At 55.7% G+C, this 17,474-nt stretch carries 16 protein-coding genes; 9 read left to right on the top strand and 7 right to left on the bottom strand.

Annotation, left to right across the window (positions count from 1 at the left end; all coding sequences use genetic code 11):
• Positions 1–158 precede the first annotated feature (158 nt).
• Positions 159–779 carry a helix-turn-helix domain-containing protein gene (locus F7D08_RS04025; protein WP_193316188.1) on the top strand — a complete coding sequence of 207 codons (621 nt, stop codon included), beginning with the start codon at positions 159–161 and terminating at the stop codon, positions 777–779.
• 144 nt (positions 780–923) lie between these two features.
• Here F7D08_RS04025 and F7D08_RS04020 read toward each other — a convergent pair whose 3' ends face one another.
• Positions 924–1,781 carry a PASTA domain-containing protein gene (locus F7D08_RS04020; protein ID WP_226803369.1) on the bottom strand — a complete coding sequence of 286 codons (858 nt, stop codon included), beginning with the start codon at positions 1,779–1,781 and terminating at the stop codon, positions 924–926.
• Between the two features lie 193 nt (positions 1,782–1,974).
• On the opposite strand from F7D08_RS04020, the gene F7D08_RS04015 reads away from it, so the two are divergent.
• Positions 1,975–3,147: an MFS transporter gene (locus F7D08_RS04015; RefSeq protein WP_152209407.1), complete on the top strand. Its 1,173-nt coding sequence runs from the start codon at positions 1,975–1,977 to the stop codon at positions 3,145–3,147.
• 20 nt (positions 3,148–3,167) lie between these two features.
• On the opposite strand, the gene mmuM is transcribed toward F7D08_RS04015, so the two are convergent.
• A complete protein-coding gene (gene mmuM / locus F7D08_RS04010; RefSeq protein WP_152209406.1) occupies positions 3,168–4,160 on the bottom strand; it encodes a homocysteine S-methyltransferase in 993 nt (330 codons plus the stop codon).
• Between the two features lie 114 nt (positions 4,161–4,274).
• Between mmuM and F7D08_RS04005 the strand changes: the two genes are divergently transcribed.
• Complete coding sequence (locus F7D08_RS04005) at positions 4,275–4,592, top strand: hypothetical protein (RefSeq protein ID WP_152209405.1); 318 nt, start codon at positions 4,275–4,277, stop codon at positions 4,590–4,592.
• A 12-nt stretch (positions 4,593–4,604) separates the two neighbouring features.
• Here F7D08_RS04005 and F7D08_RS09950 read toward each other — a convergent pair whose 3' ends face one another.
• Complete coding sequence (locus tag F7D08_RS09950) at positions 4,605–5,267, bottom strand: DUF3592 domain-containing protein (RefSeq protein WP_152209404.1); 663 nt, start codon at positions 5,265–5,267, stop codon at positions 4,605–4,607.
• A 153-nt stretch (positions 5,268–5,420) separates the two neighbouring features.
• Here F7D08_RS09950 and dtd point away from each other — a divergent pair, with 153 nt between their 5' ends.
• A complete protein-coding gene (gene dtd / locus F7D08_RS03995) occupies positions 5,421–5,906 on the top strand; it encodes a D-aminoacyl-tRNA deacylase (protein WP_152209403.1) in 486 nt (161 codons plus the stop codon).
• Positions 5,907–5,979: 73 nt separating this feature from the next.
• Here the strand turns inward: dtd and F7D08_RS03990 are convergent, their stop codons facing one another.
• Positions 5,980–7,590: a PolC-type DNA polymerase III domain-containing protein gene (locus F7D08_RS03990; protein WP_152209402.1), complete on the bottom strand. Its 1,611-nt coding sequence runs from the start codon at positions 7,588–7,590 to the stop codon at positions 5,980–5,982.
• Positions 7,591–7,894: 304 nt separating this feature from the next.
• Between F7D08_RS03990 and F7D08_RS03985 the strand changes: the two genes are divergently transcribed.
• The 3 genes from F7D08_RS03985 to F7D08_RS03975 all read left to right on the top strand — a co-directional run bounded on the left by F7D08_RS03985 (position 7,895) and on the right by F7D08_RS03975 (position 12,237).
• Positions 7,895–8,725, top strand: coding sequence for a histidine phosphatase family protein (locus F7D08_RS03985; RefSeq protein ID WP_152209401.1), 831 nt, complete (start codon positions 7,895–7,897; stop codon positions 8,723–8,725).
• A gap of 119 nt (positions 8,726–8,844) precedes the next feature.
• Positions 8,845–10,134 carry a uracil-xanthine permease family protein gene (locus tag F7D08_RS03980; RefSeq protein ID WP_152209400.1) on the top strand — a complete coding sequence of 430 codons (1,290 nt, stop codon included), beginning with the start codon at positions 8,845–8,847 and terminating at the stop codon, positions 10,132–10,134.
• Positions 10,135–10,293: 159 nt separating this feature from the next.
• A complete protein-coding gene (locus F7D08_RS03975) occupies positions 10,294–12,237 on the top strand; it encodes a DEAD/DEAH box helicase (protein WP_404979650.1) in 1,944 nt (647 codons plus the stop codon).
• A gap of 42 nt (positions 12,238–12,279) precedes the next feature.
• On the opposite strand, the gene F7D08_RS03970 is transcribed toward F7D08_RS03975, so the two are convergent.
• Positions 12,280–13,572 carry an alpha-amylase family protein gene (locus tag F7D08_RS03970; protein ID WP_152209398.1) on the bottom strand — a complete coding sequence of 431 codons (1,293 nt, stop codon included), beginning with the start codon at positions 13,570–13,572 and terminating at the stop codon, positions 12,280–12,282.
• 170 nt (positions 13,573–13,742) lie between these two features.
• On the opposite strand from F7D08_RS03970, the gene F7D08_RS03965 reads away from it, so the two are divergent.
• Together F7D08_RS03965 and F7D08_RS03960 are read left to right on the top strand one after the other, a co-directional pair.
• Positions 13,743–14,795, top strand: coding sequence for an inorganic phosphate transporter (locus F7D08_RS03965; RefSeq protein WP_152209397.1), 1,053 nt, complete (start codon positions 13,743–13,745; stop codon positions 14,793–14,795).
• A 14-nt stretch (positions 14,796–14,809) separates the two neighbouring features.
• A complete protein-coding gene (locus tag F7D08_RS03960) occupies positions 14,810–15,433 on the top strand; it encodes a DUF47 domain-containing protein (protein WP_152209396.1) in 624 nt (207 codons plus the stop codon).
• Positions 15,434–15,442: 9 nt separating this feature from the next.
• Here F7D08_RS03960 and F7D08_RS03955 read toward each other — a convergent pair whose 3' ends face one another.
• Both F7D08_RS03955 and F7D08_RS03950 read right to left on the bottom strand, forming a co-directional pair.
• Complete coding sequence (locus F7D08_RS03955; RefSeq protein ID WP_152209395.1) at positions 15,443–16,096, bottom strand: response regulator transcription factor; 654 nt, start codon at positions 16,094–16,096, stop codon at positions 15,443–15,445.
• Positions 16,093–17,412, bottom strand: a complete 1,320-nt coding sequence (locus F7D08_RS03950; RefSeq protein WP_152209394.1) for a sensor histidine kinase — start codon at positions 17,410–17,412, stop codon at positions 16,093–16,095. The genes F7D08_RS03955 and F7D08_RS03950 overlap by 4 nt, the downstream gene beginning before the upstream one ends.
• Between the last annotated feature and the right edge of the window lie 62 nt (positions 17,413–17,474).

Raw genomic sequence — 17,474 nt, 5'->3', positions numbered from 1 at the left:
AGATACTAACAAGTTTCTTATAGATCACAGGCGATTATAGACAGATGCAAGTAAGAAACGCTGTGGTATCTTGGAAAAGCGGCATACATGATTCTCGGGTACAACACCTGCTACGTATGGATATTTCACATGGATATGCCGCGTATGGAGAAGATCCCATGGAAGCGAACAATGTGCCGAAGCGTACACGCCGTCGAGGTGAGACCTTGGAAACAGCCATTTTGGCGGCTGCGTGGGAGCAGCTATCTATGTGCAGCGCCGAAGAGTTCACCTTCGAAAATGTGGCCATCAGAGCGCATACGAGCAAACCGGTGTTGTACCGCCGATGGTCGAATCGCACGGAACTGTTCGTAGACGCTATGAAGCATCATCGTGCCCATGCCGCCATCGAACGCCCGCACACCGGCACTCTCAGGGGAGATGTCATCTCCATTCTTCTGCAACTGAATCGCAAACAGTCCGATGCGGTGATGGTGTTGGCCAAGTTCGGTGTCTATGCCAACTGGCTCGGCGTGAGCGCTCATGAGCTGTACGAGCGAACGATGATAAGCGATCAGCCCAGCATCATGATGGCCGTCGAAAACGCACGGTCGCGCGGCGAGATTACATGCGAACTGCCGGAATCATTGCTGCGTATGCCCGGGGAACTTGGCCGTGCGACCATCCTACGCGACATGCGTCCCTTATCCGAAGCGGACATCGTTGCCACCGTTGACGAGCTGTTCCTTCCTCTCGTCGACTATTACGAGCATCAGGCGCGAGCCGCCGCAAACAAGTAATGTGTCGACGAATATGTCATGCAAAATACGTGAAATGAGGCTTTGCAGTCAGCTCAACAAGAGCCGTGTTCCACAGAATCGTGGAACACGGCTCGATGTCTAATCGATGCTATTCGAGGAAGTCCGAGATATTGATGTCGCTAGTTATTTCATCCAGCGAAGTCTTCCATCCGACGCAACTCGACATGTCAGCAAAGTACCTGCTGACGACCTACCGGTAGCGCCTTGGCTGCTGCAGAATGATCCACCGTGCACTGTCCCGGTTGATGATTGGGGAGCTGACTGCTGAGCTTGTTGCTGTTGCTGTTGCTGTTGCTGTTGCTGTTGCTGTTGCTGTTGTGCTTGGCGTGCCGCCTCTTCTGCCGCGGCCTGCTGCTGAGCCTGTTGCTCTGCTTGCTGGCGCGCTGCCTCTTCGGCTGCTTTCTTTTCTTCTTCGGCTTTTCGTGCTGCCTCTTCTTCGGCTTTTCTCTTTTCTTCCTCAGCCTTCTTTCTGGCTTCCTCTTCATCTGCGGCTTTGTTATGCGCACGGATGACTCCATCTTTTGCGGATAGTACAATCCAGTTCGATGGTTTGAGCACGGCTTTCCCGCTGTCGCTCTTAATCTTGTAGTCCGCTGTGGAGTAGCCTTCATCTTCCAGCTGAATAAGCACTTCGTCGAGCATCATGCCTTTTTCAGCGATATCAGATAAATCCGAGTTGTCGCGCACTGCGTTGAGCGTTATAGATACAGACGTTTTCTGCTTACTGTCCGATTCTGGCGTCTGACTCTTTACCTTCCATTTCTTGTCTCCTCCTTTCGTCTCGGGGGTTACGGTGATTTGCGTGAAGCCTTCCTGGTTGAGTGTGGTTTTAGCTTCGGCGACTGTCTGCCCAGTGACGTCAGGCACGCTTTTTGATGGGGTGAATACGTAGCCAATAAGTCCGAGGGCGAATAACACAATGATGAGGATACCCCACCAACGTTTGTACCATGGCTTCTTTTTGGTGGCTCCAGTGCCCATGATTTCTTCTCCTTCAGATGACTCCGATGTCATGCAACATATTCTTATAATCCTAGATTATCTGGCTGGTTAGGTCGAATTACTAAGCGCCGCACAGCCTCCAACCCACGGCATATACTCATGAAGGTTTTGTTAGCGCGCACAAAACAGCGTGATGGCTATAAACGGCCAGGGGAGAAGAGAGGCGGGGCACATGAAGAAAAGCTTGCTGTCAATCGCCGCGGGAGCATTTGTGCTTGGCGCGGCCGAATTTGTGATGATGGGTATTCTGCCGCAAACGGCAGCCGCCATGAACGTATCCATCCCGACTGCAGGCCACTTCATCTCCGCATATGCCATCGGTGTATGCGTCGGCGTCACCATGTTGGTCTTCGGACGTAAAACCAGTCCGAAACATCTGGTGATTCTCTTCATGGCACTTGCTCTCATCGGCAACGCTCTGAGTGCAGTCGCGCCAAATGCCATTGTGCTTGTCCTCGCCCGATTCATTGCCGGCCTGCCGCATGGTGCGTTCTTTGGCACCGGTACGGTAATCGCCAAAGCGCTTGCCGACAAGGGACGTGAAGGCAAGGCCGTATCGGTAATGGTCACGGGCCAGACTCTTGCCAATATGCTTGGCGTTCCGGCGGGAACGTTGCTTGCCGAATACCTCAATTGGCGGCTCGCCTTCATCATTCTGGCTCTCGGCGCCGGTCTCACCATTGTATTGACGCTGGCGTGGATGCCGCTGATTGCAGCCGTTCCGGATGCCGGCCTCGCCGGCCAGTTCCGATTCCTTACCAAACCAGGCCCATGGCTGGTACTTGGTGCCGTGTTCGTTGGAAATTCCGGTGTGTTCTGCTGGTGGAGCTACGTGTCGCCATGGTTGCAGAAAACCGGTGGCTATGATTCGCAGCTGATTCCGCTGCTGATGATGCTGGCCGGATTCGGCATGGTGGTCGGTGGCCTCGCCGGCGGTCATCTCGCCGACCGTTGGCTGCACTCAGTGACCGCTGCGGTCGGTCAATCGATTTCCGCAGCGGGTCTGCTGATGGTGTTCGTAGTGCCTGGCAATCTGGCAACCTGCGCTCTGCTGACATTCTGGATCGCGTTCGGACTGTTCTTCATCAACGGCCCACAGATGCTGCTGATGGCCGAAGCGGGCAAAGGCGGCGGCGAACTCATTGGTGGCGCGGCCGTGCAGATTGCTTTCAACGGAGGCAATGCGGTCGGCTCGCTGATTGGCGGCATGGCGCTGAACACATCCGGCATGAACTATCACACCATCGGCCTCGCGGGACTGCCGTTCACATTGGCCGCAGTCGTGTTACTTGTGATGTTCGCATTGCGATTCGAACGCAAGAAGACGCAATTGCAAGCACAATAGTCGGCACGGAAAGCTCGATATTATCGAGGCCGCTGACTGTGAACTGTCGCGGCCAGATCATGAATATCGGCAGGGGAGGTGCGGCAGCAACCGCCGATAAGCGAAGCTCCAGCGTCAACCCATTGGAGTGCCATACGGCCAAGTGACAAGGCCTCTGAACCATGCGTCCAAGTTTTTGTGTCAGGATGATAGACATCGCCATTATTCGGATAGACGATAATCGGTTTGGCCGTGATCGCCGATATGCGAGCGATGGCATCGGCGACAAGATTCGGCTGCACACAGTTGACTCCGATCGCGCTGATTTGTGAGCATGCATCAGCAAGAGTCGCGGCTTTCTCCAGTGCGGTACCATCACATAAGTGGTCGGAATCGTGAAGACTGAACGACACCCATGCCTCGAGGTCAGGAAACTCATCAGTAAGCAGACCGATCAGCGAGCGCACTTCGCTGATATTGGGCATGGTCTCAAAAGCGAATACATCGACGCCATTGTCAGACAGAATCTGCATGCGCCTGCGGTGAAAATCACGATAACATGCGTCGGAAAGACGATACTTGCCGGTGTATTCACTGCCGTCCGCCAGAAATGCGCCGTAAGGGCCGACGCTGCCTGCCACCAGCAATGGTCTCGTGCAAGTTGGCGATGAAGCATTCGATGGTTCTCTTGACTTACTATTGCTTACAGCACGATGACGCCGATATCGTTCACGCGCCTCCAAGGCAACGGTCACGGCCGTACCGATAAGTCGCTCTGCTTCTTCGCTTGTCAGTCCAGCCTTTTCGAATGCAGGAATGTTCGCCTGGTAGGTGTCCGTAATGGCAATATTGGCGCCTGCTTCGAAATACGCTTCATGCACATCGCGTACCAATTGAGGAGAGTCAATCAAAGCGGCAGCGGACCATAGCCCATTCGCCGTGTCCACACCTCGCCGCTCCAGTTCGGTAGACATCGCACCATCGACGATAAGCGGAGATTGCACGGCAAGCGCCTGCTCGATAACACCACGCATACATTGTCCCCCTCACATGGATATGCGCCATGGGCATAATCACCATGGTCATACGCTAATCTATATGGCAGCAGCAGAATGTGGCGGTCGAGTATCACGGATGGGAGCGAGGCTGTGAATGCCATTGTTTCAGGTGTGGATTTGAATAATGTCGATTTGTCGAATTTGGATTTGTCGGCTCTCGATAGGGTGGCTGTTTGGTATGGCGGTCTGCCATCGACTCTGCAGACCGGCATAACCATCGTGGTTGGCGCTGCTGTAGCGTACGTGGTATTCAAAATCGTCGCAAAAATCATCAAAGGCCTGGTCATGTCGATTATTGCGGCTGTGCTCGCATTCCTACTGACTACTGTGCCCGGCAATATGATCCTTTCCAATGCTTACGACCGAGTGGAGCAGCAAGTCAGCACCAGCCTCTCCCAATCGCGCTGAACGCTCTTTATATCAGTAGGGCAGCTGGGCTGGCTCTCTGCCGCTAGCCGTGGAAGATGCATCTGCGACTTGTTGAGCAGGATTCTGAGGAGTATCCGGCAAAGTCCCAGGCTTGACGGGTCTCTTCGCAGCCGGAATGCCGGATGTGGGATTATTGAATTTGTGAATTGCCACTGCTACAGGCAATACGGCTGTGAATCCTATGCACATGATTGTGGCGAAGCTATACAAGATGAGAGCTGAATTATCGCCTTTCGCGATATAACGGTTTGGGTCAGCCGGATCATACAGTATCGTAATAGCTTGGCCAACTTTGTATCGTGGTGGAGACGTTGATATCGAGGACCTTTTCTCGTATGACTGTCCATTGACAATGTACCGAAACACCGGCGTCCATGTATCGGAGGAATCATCATCAGACTCGTCGGCGGGATTCAAGATGAGTTGCGTCACGATTCCATCCGTCGGTTCGGTGCAGTCTCTACGCAACTGCACCTCACTGATTAAGGACAGCAAAGTGGGCACCAGCAGAATTGCGCCAACTAGGCTGAAGAACCCGCAGATGAAAACCCCTGACCATCTATTCTTGGGATTATGACCTCCATGGCGGCCGGAAACATCATGATGATTGACAGTGCTAGTTGGTGCGGATGTGCTGTTATGCTCCGATGCCATGATTCCTGCTCTCTATGAGCGCCTGCGATTATTGCATGTAAGGCGACGATAACGCTGCGAAAAACCACTCAATTCAAGCGTATCAGTCGTGTCGGGTGCGCTCGCCGGGAACTGAGCATGTCTTGCTTCACGAGGAATGGCATAATCGGGCATATGCGTATTGTGATTCAGCGAGTAAGCCATGCCAGTGTTGACGTCGTCAACGAACTGGGAACCCTTGACCCTACATTCGAGCCGCAGCAGATTGGCCCTGGCTACATGATTCTGGTCGGTGTCTCAGATGAAGACGGAGACGCCGAAGTGGCATGGCTTGCCCACAAAGTATTGAACCTGCGCGTCTTTGAAGACGAGCATGGCAAGATGAACCGATCGATTCAGGACATCGGTGGTGAGATCCTCTCGATATCGCAGTTCACCTTGTACGCCGATGTGCACAAAGGCAATCGCCCGAGCTTTATCAAAGCAGGCAAACCTGAACATGCGGATATCACATGGATTAAATTCAATGAGGCGTTGCGTTCCGGAGGAGTGCCGGTCAGGGAAGGTCGCTTCGGCGCGCACATGCGCGTAGGACTTGTCAACGACGGTCCGGTGACCATCATCGTCGATACCGAAACCGATATGCCACATAAAGGCTAGTAGACAAAATGGCGTTAGCCTCTCTGATTGAGAGGCTAACGCCATTGCGTTGGTTAGTGTTCAGTCACACAGCTCAGTCATACATCACTGTGCGGCGCTCGTGCCGTACGAAATGACGCTTCTTGGTGATGCGCTTGCCGCCCACGCCGGCCTTGCCATCCGGACCCCAGGGGCCGCGAGCCTCAGCCTTGAGCTGCGTGAGATGATGCTTCATCGCGAGCAGCATGATATGCGTGTCTTCAAGACCCAAGTGGCGTTCGTTATCGTCCTCGCGCAAGGCGCCTTGACGCTTGGCATACGCGTCCAACGTGTTGTCGCCATCCGGATGGCCTTCGCAAGGAATCGAACCCTCATCCCACAGGCGGCTCATCGGCAGCGTGTCGATGATGGTCACATGGCCATTGCGGTACGCCTCGGCATAACCGGCAACGTTGAGCATGAAGAAGCTGTGCTCGAATGTGGCCATATGCGCTACGAATGGTTGCGAAGTCAAGCGCTTCAACAGGTCAGCCTGTGCTTCGGCATCCTCATCGAACAGCGGATACTCGTCGCCCACGCGCTGGCTCACATCAATACCCGTCAACTGGATGATGAACGGGTTACCATGACGGGCGGCTTCCGGAGTCACGCCAAACGAGAAACGATGCTGATCATAGGCATCACCGCCCTGATAGTAATCCTTGTCATAGGTGTAATCGGATGGAGCATCCGCCGGACGCGGTGACTTCATATTCATGTATTCGAAACCGACATCGATGATGTAGGTACGGTATGGTTCGGTGCCATTGGTCTCCAGATCAATGCCCATCACCTTGTCCACATCACGACCAGGCAGGAACACGGCACGCCAGTATTCCTTGGTCTCCGCGTTCTGGCGTGAAGCCACATGCTCGGCCGCGGCATGGCGGAACCGAGCGAACGTAGGTTCGGAAACGGCGGTCTCATCCACCGCAATCTGCTGCGTATCGGGCACTGCGGGATTGTCATCGTTGATGACCGGCTGTCCTTCAACCAAATAGTCAGGAGAACCGGCATCCGAGCTGGAGTCGGCGGGCGCGGATTCATCAGGCCCCGCCTCAACGGAACCGTATTTCACCTCGTCGGCATCGAACAATGCCATCTGACGATGATGACGCTGTGCTTCGCGGGCAGCGCGGTCAGCCTTACGCTGCTCAGCGCGAGCGTTGATGATTTCAGCCGTATGATCCTGAATATCATCCACAACCACACCATCACGAGCGGCAGCCAGCACCGGCACGGTCACGCGCTGGCGTTCCTCGTCGGTAACGGTCCAAAGGCCTTCTGCCACACCACGGTCGCGCAGCAGCACAATCTGATCATTCAAACGACGATTTGCATAGGCCAGTGCACGCGGCAGCTCATAAGTCTTGATATGGCGGTCAAAATCACGCATGAACACCATGCTCATTTTCGCGATGATCGCCTCAAGACGATCGCGTATCTCCAAATCAGCCTTCAGCAAATCATGCACATTCGAACCGGCCCCCGGTTCGTAGTCGGCAGATGACGCCACGCCAATGCCGTGTTCGAGATCAAGTGAACGCACCCAATCCCAATCAATATCGTTATTATCTGCATCCTTCAACATAATGTATGACCATTGGCCGATGCTCTCCTTAGCGGAAGTCAGCCAGGAACGGTCTATTTTTGAGTTATTCCCCATAGTTTCTTATCGTAGTGCGTTCACGTTTCGATGCGGAAGCATGAACTGATATTGCAGACAAGCCAAGGCTGAACGTCCGGTGAATTCTTCGGTTCAGCCAAGGGAATAAGTATTGGGACGCTAGGCATTTCGAGTAGGGTAGTGGTCAATTGCTTCTGTGAGGAACTTATATATAAACGTTATGATGCAGGAAAAACTTGAAGTGTTGTACGGCCATGAATGATAGGCGCAGGCCGTTTGATAGTTCCCGGCATGGAAGCCGAAGAATTCAATATGTGTGATGAAGAAATGAGGAATGTAGCGCATGAGCATGCCGCTTGATTTGTATGTGATTCGGCATGGCGAGTCCGAAGCCAATGTGATCGTCCAGGCCGGTGAACAAGGCGATGAGTCGTTGTATACGCAGGATAATGTGACCGTGCCGGATCGCTCTTGGCGTCTTACCGCCACAGGCCGCAAGCAGGCTGACTGTATTGGCCGTTGGATTGTGAGCCAACAGCAGCTGTTCGACCGCTATCTGGTCTCCCCATATGTGCGCACACGTGAGACTGCCGCCACTATGGCTTTGCCGAAGGCCAAGTGGGAGGAGAACCGTGTGATTCGCGAACGCTCCTGGGGTGAAATCAACACCATCACCAAGGATGAGTTCAAGACCAACTATGCGCGTAATTGGATGTTCAAGAACACCGACCCGCTGTATTGGCGTCCACCGGCAGGCGAATCCATCGCCGATGTGGCCGAAGATCGCGTACATAATGTGCTGACTTCGCTGAGCCGCAAGTCGGATGCCGAATCCGTGGTGATGGTCACCCACGGCGACTTCATGCTGGCTCTGATGCTCACCATCGAAGACCTGTCCGATGAGGAATTTTTGCATCGCGCCGATGCCGACGAATGGCGCATCACCAATTGCACCTGCCTGCATTATTCCCGCCGCGACCCGGAAACCGGTCGTACCTCCAAGCGCGTGCGTTGGGAGCAGACCGCAAGGCCTGTACAAGATCCGGAAACAGGGCGCTGGGAGGTCAAGGTGGAGCCGTGGCGTGAATTCAAGCGTCCATATCTTTCCAATGGCGATCTGGTGGATGTGGTAAGAACCGTGGACCCACATCTGCTCGAGTATTACGGCAAGTAAACGCAGTTAATACTTGGTGCCGGTAGCGCCATTTTGGGCTATCTCCATGCGATACAATGGCGAGCAGTGCGCGGCCGGAGGTATGACCGCGCCCTCAGCCACAAGCGAGGAGAGAAGTAATGTCCAATATCTTTCAATGGCAACTGCACGGCGACGGCAAGACGCTGCAGCCCGGCGAAGTCGTGGAGCCTGACGAGCGCCTGACATGGGTGCGCACCGCAGGCATCGGCGCACAGCACGTCATCGCCATGTTCGGCGCCACCTTCCTGGTGCCGATTCTGACGGGATTCGATCCGTCCACCACACTGTTCTTTACCGCAATGTCCACCGCACTGTTCCTGTTGATCAACAAGAATGTGCTGCCGAGCTATCTTGGCTCATCCTTCGGCTTCATCGCCCCGATTACCGCGGTCACCACCGCGCATAAGGGCATCGCCGTGGCCAGCTTCGGCATCATGGTCACCGGTATACTCCTCGCCCTGATCGGCGTGCTGGTGCACTACGCCGGTGCCAAGTGGATCGACATCATCATGCCGCCGGTGGTCAACGGTGCCATTGTGGCCATCATCGGCTTCAACCTGGCTCCTTCGGTATGGACCAATTTCCAGGCTGCGCCGGACACCGCCATCGTCACTCTTGTGGCTGTGCTGCTTGTGGCCGTGCTGTTCAAGGGTCTGCTTGGCCGCCTCAACATTCTGATCGGTGTGCTCATCGGCTACATTTACGCATGCTTCCGCGGTCAGGTTGATTTCTCCGCCATTGCGGATGCCGGCTGGATCGGCTTCCCGAAGTTCCACCTGCCGCAGGCCGACTTCTCCATCCTGCCGATGTTCATCCCGGTGGTGCTCGTGCTCGTGGCTGAAAACGTCGGCCATGTGAAGTCCGTGGCCCAGATGACCGGCCGCGACTACGACAACCAGATCGGCACCGCCCTGATGGCCGACGGTTTGGGTACCACGCTTGCCGGTTTCGGCGGCGGTTCCGGCACCACAACCTACGGTGAGAACATCGGTGTGATGGCCGCCACCAAGGTCTACTCCACCGCAGCCTACTGGTGCGCAGCCGTATTCGCCCTGATCCTGTCCCTGTGCCCGAAGTTCGGTGCCGTGATCAACACGATTCCGGCCGGCGTGCTCGGTGGCGTGACCACATTGCTGTACGGCATGATCGGCATGATCGGTGTGCGTATCTGGGTTGAGAACAAGGTCAACTTCGACAAGCCGCTCAACATCATGGTTGCCGCCATCACGATGATCATCGCCATCGGCCAGTTCGCCTTCACCATCGCAGGTACCTCTTTCAATGGCATCGCCATCGGCACCATTGTGATTCTGGTGGCCTACCATGGCCTCAAGGCCATTGGCAAGGCGACCGGCACCATCGACAAGGATGATCCGGATATCCTGTAGTCTGCAGCAGCACTGCTGATGCTTACTCCCACCGTGTGGCGCGCACCCACGGTGGGGTTTTATGTCATTGACTACAACAAAGTAGGGGGCTTGGGCTAGGCTCGGGTGGTTTGCATATTTCACGCGATTACTGTGCGTGCCTGATGATGAAAGGCCACTGTGCCCTATACCGAATTTGAAGATGCCGCTGATACCACTATGAACAGCGGTGAAGCAACCCGCCCGATGACTTTCGGCGAACTTGGCGTACCCGGACCGATTGTTCGCGAACTTGCCCGTGACGATAAGAAAACCGCTTTCCCAATCCAAGCTGATACGCTGCCGGATTCCCTGTCGGGTCGCGACATTCTCGGCCGTGGCCGCACCGGCTCTGGCAAAACCCTGGCTTTCTCCATTCCGCTGGTTACCCGCTTGGGAGAATACGATTCCCTTGGCGAGTTGGCGATGGAAGAATTCCGCCGCGAGATCAAGCGCCGCAAGCAGGAGAAACTGGAAGAGCGCCGTGCGGATGATTATTTGCCGCATCCGCGTGGTTTGGTGCTGGCCCCTACCCGTGAGCTCGCCAATCAGATCAATGATGTGATTGCTCCACTGGCACATGTATACGGCATCAGCACCACCACGGTGTATGGCGGGGTGAATCAGAACCGTCAGATTCGCGACCTGCGCCAAGGCGCGGATATCGTGGTCGCATGCCCGGGTCGTCTCGAAGATCTGCTGCGTCAAAAGCATCTGACGCTTTCCAGCGTGGAAGTCGTGGTCATCGACGAAGCCGACGAGATGGCGGATATGGGCTTCCTGCCTCCGGTCAAGCGACTCCTTGAACAGGTTCGCCCGGACGCCCAGCACATGCTGTTCTCCGCCACCCTCGATCATGGCGTGGATACCGTGGTGGAGGAGTTCCTCAAGGATCCGAAGGTGCACAGCGTGGATGAAGCCAACGCTGAGCCTGACCTCATGACTCATCACGTTTTCGAAACCACTCGTGCGGATAAGCATGAACTGGTGCGCACCCTGGCTTCTGGAACAGGCCAGCGCATCCTCTTCACGCGTACCAAGTTCCAGACCAAGAAGCTCGCCAAGAACCTCACGCAGAACGGTATTCCAGCTGCCGAATTACACGGCAATCTGAACCAGAACCAACGTGACCGCAATCTTGCCGCCTTCGAATCCGGTGACGTGCATGTCATGGTGGCCACGGATGTGGCTGCTCGAGGCATCGATGTCTCCGGCGTGGAGCTCGTGGTACAGGTCGAGCCGCCAGAAGATCCGAAAGCCTTCCTGCACCGTTCCGGTCGTACCGCCCGCGCCGGCCGCGCCGGTGATGTGGTGACCATCGTGCTGCCCGAACAGCGCCGCCAGACCCGCCGCATGCTGCGCGAAGCTGGAATCACCGTCAAGTCGGTGGAAGTCACTCACGAATCTCCTGAAGTATTGGAGCTGGTGGGGGAGCGTGCGCCCATCGTCAACGATTGGAATCTGGATAAGTCCCAGCCGGTCGGTGGCAAGCGCCGTAGTGGCAGGCCGGAAACTCCTCGCATCAGCAAAGAGGAGCGTGAAGCCCGTGCACGTCAGCTTGAGCAGGAACGCAATGCGCGAAAGAAGGATCGTCGTCGTCGCCGTGCCGCCGAGCGCCTGGAAGCCGCTGAGCAGGCGAAACTCGATATGGAACGTCACGCTCGTGGAGAAAAGCCAAGCAAGCCTCGCAAGCAGAACCGTGCCGAACGGCGTGCCGGTTTGAGTGATCGCGAAGCCGAGCGTCGCGACTACTTGTTCGAGCACCCTGAGGAGCGCAGACGTTCAGGAGGCAATTCAACCGGTCGTCGCAATGCGGACAATCATCGTGGTTCGAAAAGCCGCAATGAATGGCGTGAAGATCGTCGTGGTGAGCAGCATGGCGGCAAGCGTATCCACCGCCGTAACGAGAATCGCATCATCGTGGACGAGCGCGGTGAGGACGCAAAGCGCCATGAACGCCGCATGATGGCCAAGTACGGCAATGCGGAAGGCTCCCAGCAACGCCATACCAAGCATTTCGGCAAGCAGACCAAAACCAAGCGTGCCCCATTCCGTATGCAAGGCACCCGCTCCGGCCGCCGATAAGCCGGTTTCATATTGGCTCCCTCATCAGAGGGAGCCAAATTGTTAATACCGGTACAGCACTGCACCGGCGGCATCGGTGATCGTAAACGTTGGCGTATGCTCAACGCTCAACGAAACAATCAACGAATGATTGCCGTCCGCGCTTACCGAACGATATACGAACTGCTTATTCTCCAGCTTGATTGCTTCGGTGCGTGCATCCAACAGCCACGGGTTACGCCTACGCAAGGCAATCAACGCCTGATGCAGTCGATACGTGGGCTCGCCAAGCTTGGACAATTCGATAGGGGAGACCGGGAACTTCGGCCGCACATCATCATCGCCGCCGAATCGTTCCTGCTTGATGCCAACGTATCCCTGTTCATCGCCGTAGTAGATGCTTGGCACGCCGCCGACCGTCATCAATACCGCCAACGCAAGTGCAGCCTTAGCCGGTCCGATTTGCGAGGCGATGCGCGTCACATCATGATTGCCGATGAACGTTTGCGGCACGAATGAATCCAGGAATGCGTTATGACGCTTCAGGTTCCAATCCAACTCAAAGAAATTGTCGGTTTCCAACGCGTGCTGAATCGACTTCCACAACTCATACTGGGTCACCGAATCCAACGAAGCATCAGCAACGATCTGAGGATAATCGCCATGAATCACCTCGCCGAACACCCAGGAGTATGGGTGCGCGGCTTTGACTTGTGGCAGAACCTTGGCCCAGAACGAAGTTGGCACGGCATAGGCGGCATCCAAACGCCATCCTGAAGCGCCACGGTCCAACCAATGATTCATCACGCGAGTCACATAATCCACGGTTTCGGGCGCATCATGGTCGAGATCGACCAAATCGCCATGTCCTTCGAATACATCGAGCTGTGGTTCACCTTGCTGATTCACATGCGCGCGCACCAAGCCATGCCACGGATTATCAGATGACGATTGGCCTGCGGCTTCATCCAATGCGGCTCGCACGGCAGGATGTTGGCGGCTCACATGGTTGAATACGCCATCGAGAATGATCTGCAATCCCATGCTTCGACATGCTTCAGCCAATCGATCAAAAGCTTCGTCACCGCCCAGCCGTACATCGACATGCATGTGGTCCAGTGTGTCGTAACCATGCGTTGCCGATTCGAAAATCGGACCAAGCAGCAGGCCGGAAGCGCCAAGGTCTCGCGCATATTCCAGCCAATCGACCATCGAATCAAGACCGCGGCCATTGAAGGTGCGAGGCCCGGCGGGGCGAATATCGGCGCCGCAGAAGCCTAATGGATACACCTGCCAGAACATGCCATAACGCACCCAATCCGGCAGATTACGTCCCTCGTCAGTGCTTACAACCATCACACACCTCCTATTGACACTGCGTCTATTTTCTCACAATAAGATCCTTTGACACGGTACATAAGGTGTTTTCGTCGCGACGCCACGAATGCGCACTACGTAGTCACCAATCGGTTACAATCGGTGTGACGACTTTCCGACGCCCCCGAAGAAGAAGGTGATGACTAGCCGTGGACGTATCCCTGGCCTATTTCATCCAGCAGGTGTTCTCCAACCCAGCGTTGGCCGTAACAACGTTGTTGACGCTTGGAGTCATCTTCGTCAACGGTTGGACTGATGCGCCCAACGCCATCGCCACCTGCGTCACCACCCGGTGCATGCGCGTACGTTCCGCGGTCATTATGGCGGCCATCTTCAACTTCCTTGGCGTATTTCTGATGACGCAATTCAACGCGTCCGTGGCCTCCACCATCTCCAATATGGTCGATTTCGGTGGGGACACGCATTCGGCGCTTATCGCCCTATGCGCGGCGCTCTTCTCCATCGTGGTCTACAGCGTCGGTGCATCCATGCTCGGCATTCCGACATCCGAAAGCCATAGCCTGATCGCCGGCCTGACCGGTGCCGCCATCGCCATTCAAGGCGGCCTCGCCGGCGTCAACATGGGCGAATGGGTCAAAGTGCTCTACGGCTTGGTGGCAAGTCTTGTCATCGGATTCGGCATGGGCTGGATCGTTTGCAAGATCGTCACCTTGATTTGCGCGGGCTTCGACCGTCGCCGTACGAACGGATTCTTCACCTACGCGCAGATTGTAGGTGCTGCTGCCAACAGCTTCATGCATGGTGCTCAGGATGGTCAGAAGTTCATCGGCGTATTGTTCCTTGGCATGGCCTTCTGCAATGGCCAGTCTTCCGTGGTCGGCGTGGTGATTCCCGTTTGGTTGATGATTCTGTGCAGCACCATCATGGGCGTGGGCACTTCGGTCGGCGGTGAGAAGATCATCAAGTCCGTAGGCATGGACATGGTCAAACTCGAGAAATACCAAGGATTCTCTGCCGACCTCTCCAGCGCATTGTGCCTGCTCGTTATGACCGTGCTCGGCATCCCGGTCTCCACCACGCACACCAAAACCAGCGCCATCATGGGCGTGGGCGCGGTTCGTCGCATCTCCGCCATCAACTTCGGTGTGGTGCGCGACATGATGCTCACTTGGGTGTTCACCTTCCCCGGTTGCGGCATCATCAGCTTCACCATGGCCAAACTCTTCATGTTCGTGTTCTAGAAAGGAACCCCGCAATGGCAAGAAAAAATGATTCCTTCTACTTCGACGGATTCCGCGAAAGCGCCGCATATGCATGCCAAGCAGCGCACCTCTTAAGCGAAGTCATGCACAACTTCGACCCTGAACAGTTGAAGGACAGCATGGAGGAGATGCACCGTATCGAACAGTCGGCCGACAAGGTTCGCCATCGTCTGATGGACGAACTGGTGACCGCGTTCATCACCCCGTTCGATCGTGAAGACATCGGCCAACTGAGTTACGTGCTGGATGATGTGATTGACAGCATTGAAGGTGTGCTCGATCGCATGTACTACGACAATGTGACCGATGTTCGCCCGGAAGCCTTGCAAATGACCGAAATGGTGTCGCACGCCTGCGATCAGATTGAAGGCCTCATCGGCGAACTGCCCCAGTTCAAGCGATCCAAGACGCTGCGCGAACGCGTGTTCGCCATCAACACCATCGAAACCGATGCTGATCACGTATTCATCGAAGCCATGCGCACCTTGCACACCACATGCACCGATCCGCTGCAGGTATTCGCATGGCACGACGTGTTCCGTCATCTTGAACAGTGCGCCGATGACTGCGAATCCGTGGCCAACGTGGTCGACAGCATCGTCATGAAAAACAGCTGACTTCAGGCATTACCGGTGCTCGCGAATCCACTCGATCGCCAGTTGAGTGCGATTCGTGAGCCCCAGCTTATCCAATATCGCACTGATTCGATTGCGCACCGTGCCTTCGCTTAAGCACAGCTGCGCTGCGATATCCCGGTTATCCAGCCCCTGTGCCACCAACGTGGCGATATCCCGCTCCCGCTCATTGAGCAATCCTTCGATGGATTCACCGGACTCATAAGCGGAGTCGTTTCCGCGTGCAGTTGCATGATCACCGGTCAGCTTGCCCAGCACCTCCGCGCCAAGCACCACCTGTCCGGCCATCACCGCCTGCAGCGCTGGTCCCACCGCAGTCACATCCTGCTTGATGAGATATCCTTTGGCTCCCAACGCCATCGCCTGGGCGATATATGACTGATCGGCGAATGTGGTAAGGAACAGAATACGGGCTGCAGGATCTTTCTTGAGAATCTCCTTGGATGCGTCAATCCCGCTCTTGCCGGGCATCTGAATATCGATAAGCAGCACATCCGGATGATTCGCGGGCGACGCGAAATAACGCGATACAGCGGCATCGCCATCATTGGCGATCCACAACACCTCGGCGGTATGAGTGGCGGCGAGAATGGTCGCCAAAGATTGGCAGACAATGGGATCATCATCCACAATCGCGATTTTCATCGATTCTCTGTCTCCTTCATCCATGGTTGCTTGGGAACGGAAACGAACACCCTCCAACCCTGATTGTACGGTCCGCATGTTGCCGTGCCGCCGATGGCACGTACGCGCGAATCGATGTCGGCCAGTCCCATACCGCGTGACATTTCATGGTTGGTGATGGTTGTCTGGCTGCCTGTGACCGGTTCGTTTCTGATCGGCCCTGCGTCCTGAACCACCAATTGCCAGAACGCCGGAAAATCACGCAACGTTACGTTGGCACTGGTTGCCTCGCTATGCCGCACCACATTCGTCAATGATTCGCGAATCACCGTGGCCAAACAACGGGACACCGGTGCAGGCGCTGCGGCAATGTCATTGACCACATGCACCGAGAAACCGGGGGAGATACCTTCGAATGACGAAACCGCATCCTTGATTTGCGCTGCAAAATCGGTGCCGTCATCCTCCAGATCATGCACGGATCGGCGCACCATCGTCATCGCATCGTTGAGCGTATCGCCCAGTGCGGCGAAGCCTTGAGCGGCGGTCGCATCATCGGTCGCTTCAGCCACGGCTTTGCCGGCCTGCGCCTGCATAATGGCACGCGTCAACAAGTGTCCCACATTGTCGTGAATCTCACGGGCGATACGCGTACGCTCCCCGAGTGTGGCCATGCGAATCGACTGCGCACGTTCCTCATCCACATCGGCAAGCCGCAGCCGGTTGACTCGGGCGGACTGTCTGGCATGATCCTGCAGGATACGCAGCGACCGGCGCACAGCGTTTTCCCTCTGTGCACGGGAACCTAAAGCAAAGCTCAACGCGCAAGCCCCGACGATAACCGCAAAATCGCGGATCGTGAACAATTCGACCTGCGCACCGTCCGCAACGAAATGGACCTGTACCATTCCAACAACAACCGACACCAACCACAGCCATCGTGATGCGGCCTCGCCTGCAAGTCGCACATATTGCGATGACGGCAACGATGCCTGTGATGGCGCTGATGCGTGCGGAACAGTGCGAAGCAGCATGGAGGTGGGTAGCGTGGATTTCCCGGCATCATAGGCGATGACCGGCAGAAACATAACCCACAGTGGCATAACCATCGCCGCAATGGCATAACAGCAGGCAGGTAGCCATGCCCAATCTCGCCTCATCAGCCATTCAGCCAATCCAGTGGCGGAAATGGCCAGCAACAGTCCGGCGATCAGCTCCACATAATGTTCCGATGCAAACATATACGACGAACCGGAATCAGCGAAGACGATGGGCGACGTGAGCATCAGAGCCACGCTGAACACCAGCAGCAGCCCCTTCTCAATCATCGTCCGCATGGCCCCTCCTGCCAAAACCATCATCTGTAATGCCAAGAATACCCGTAAGGATATAGTCGGAA

The sequence above is a fragment of the Bifidobacterium cebidarum genome, assembly GCF_009193305.1.
In the GTDB taxonomy this organism is placed as follows: Bacteria; Actinomycetota; Actinomycetes; order Actinomycetales; family Bifidobacteriaceae; genus Bifidobacterium; species Bifidobacterium cebidarum.
The sequence above is the reverse complement of the archived record's forward strand: the minus strand, read 5'-3'. Positions and strand labels throughout refer to the sequence as shown.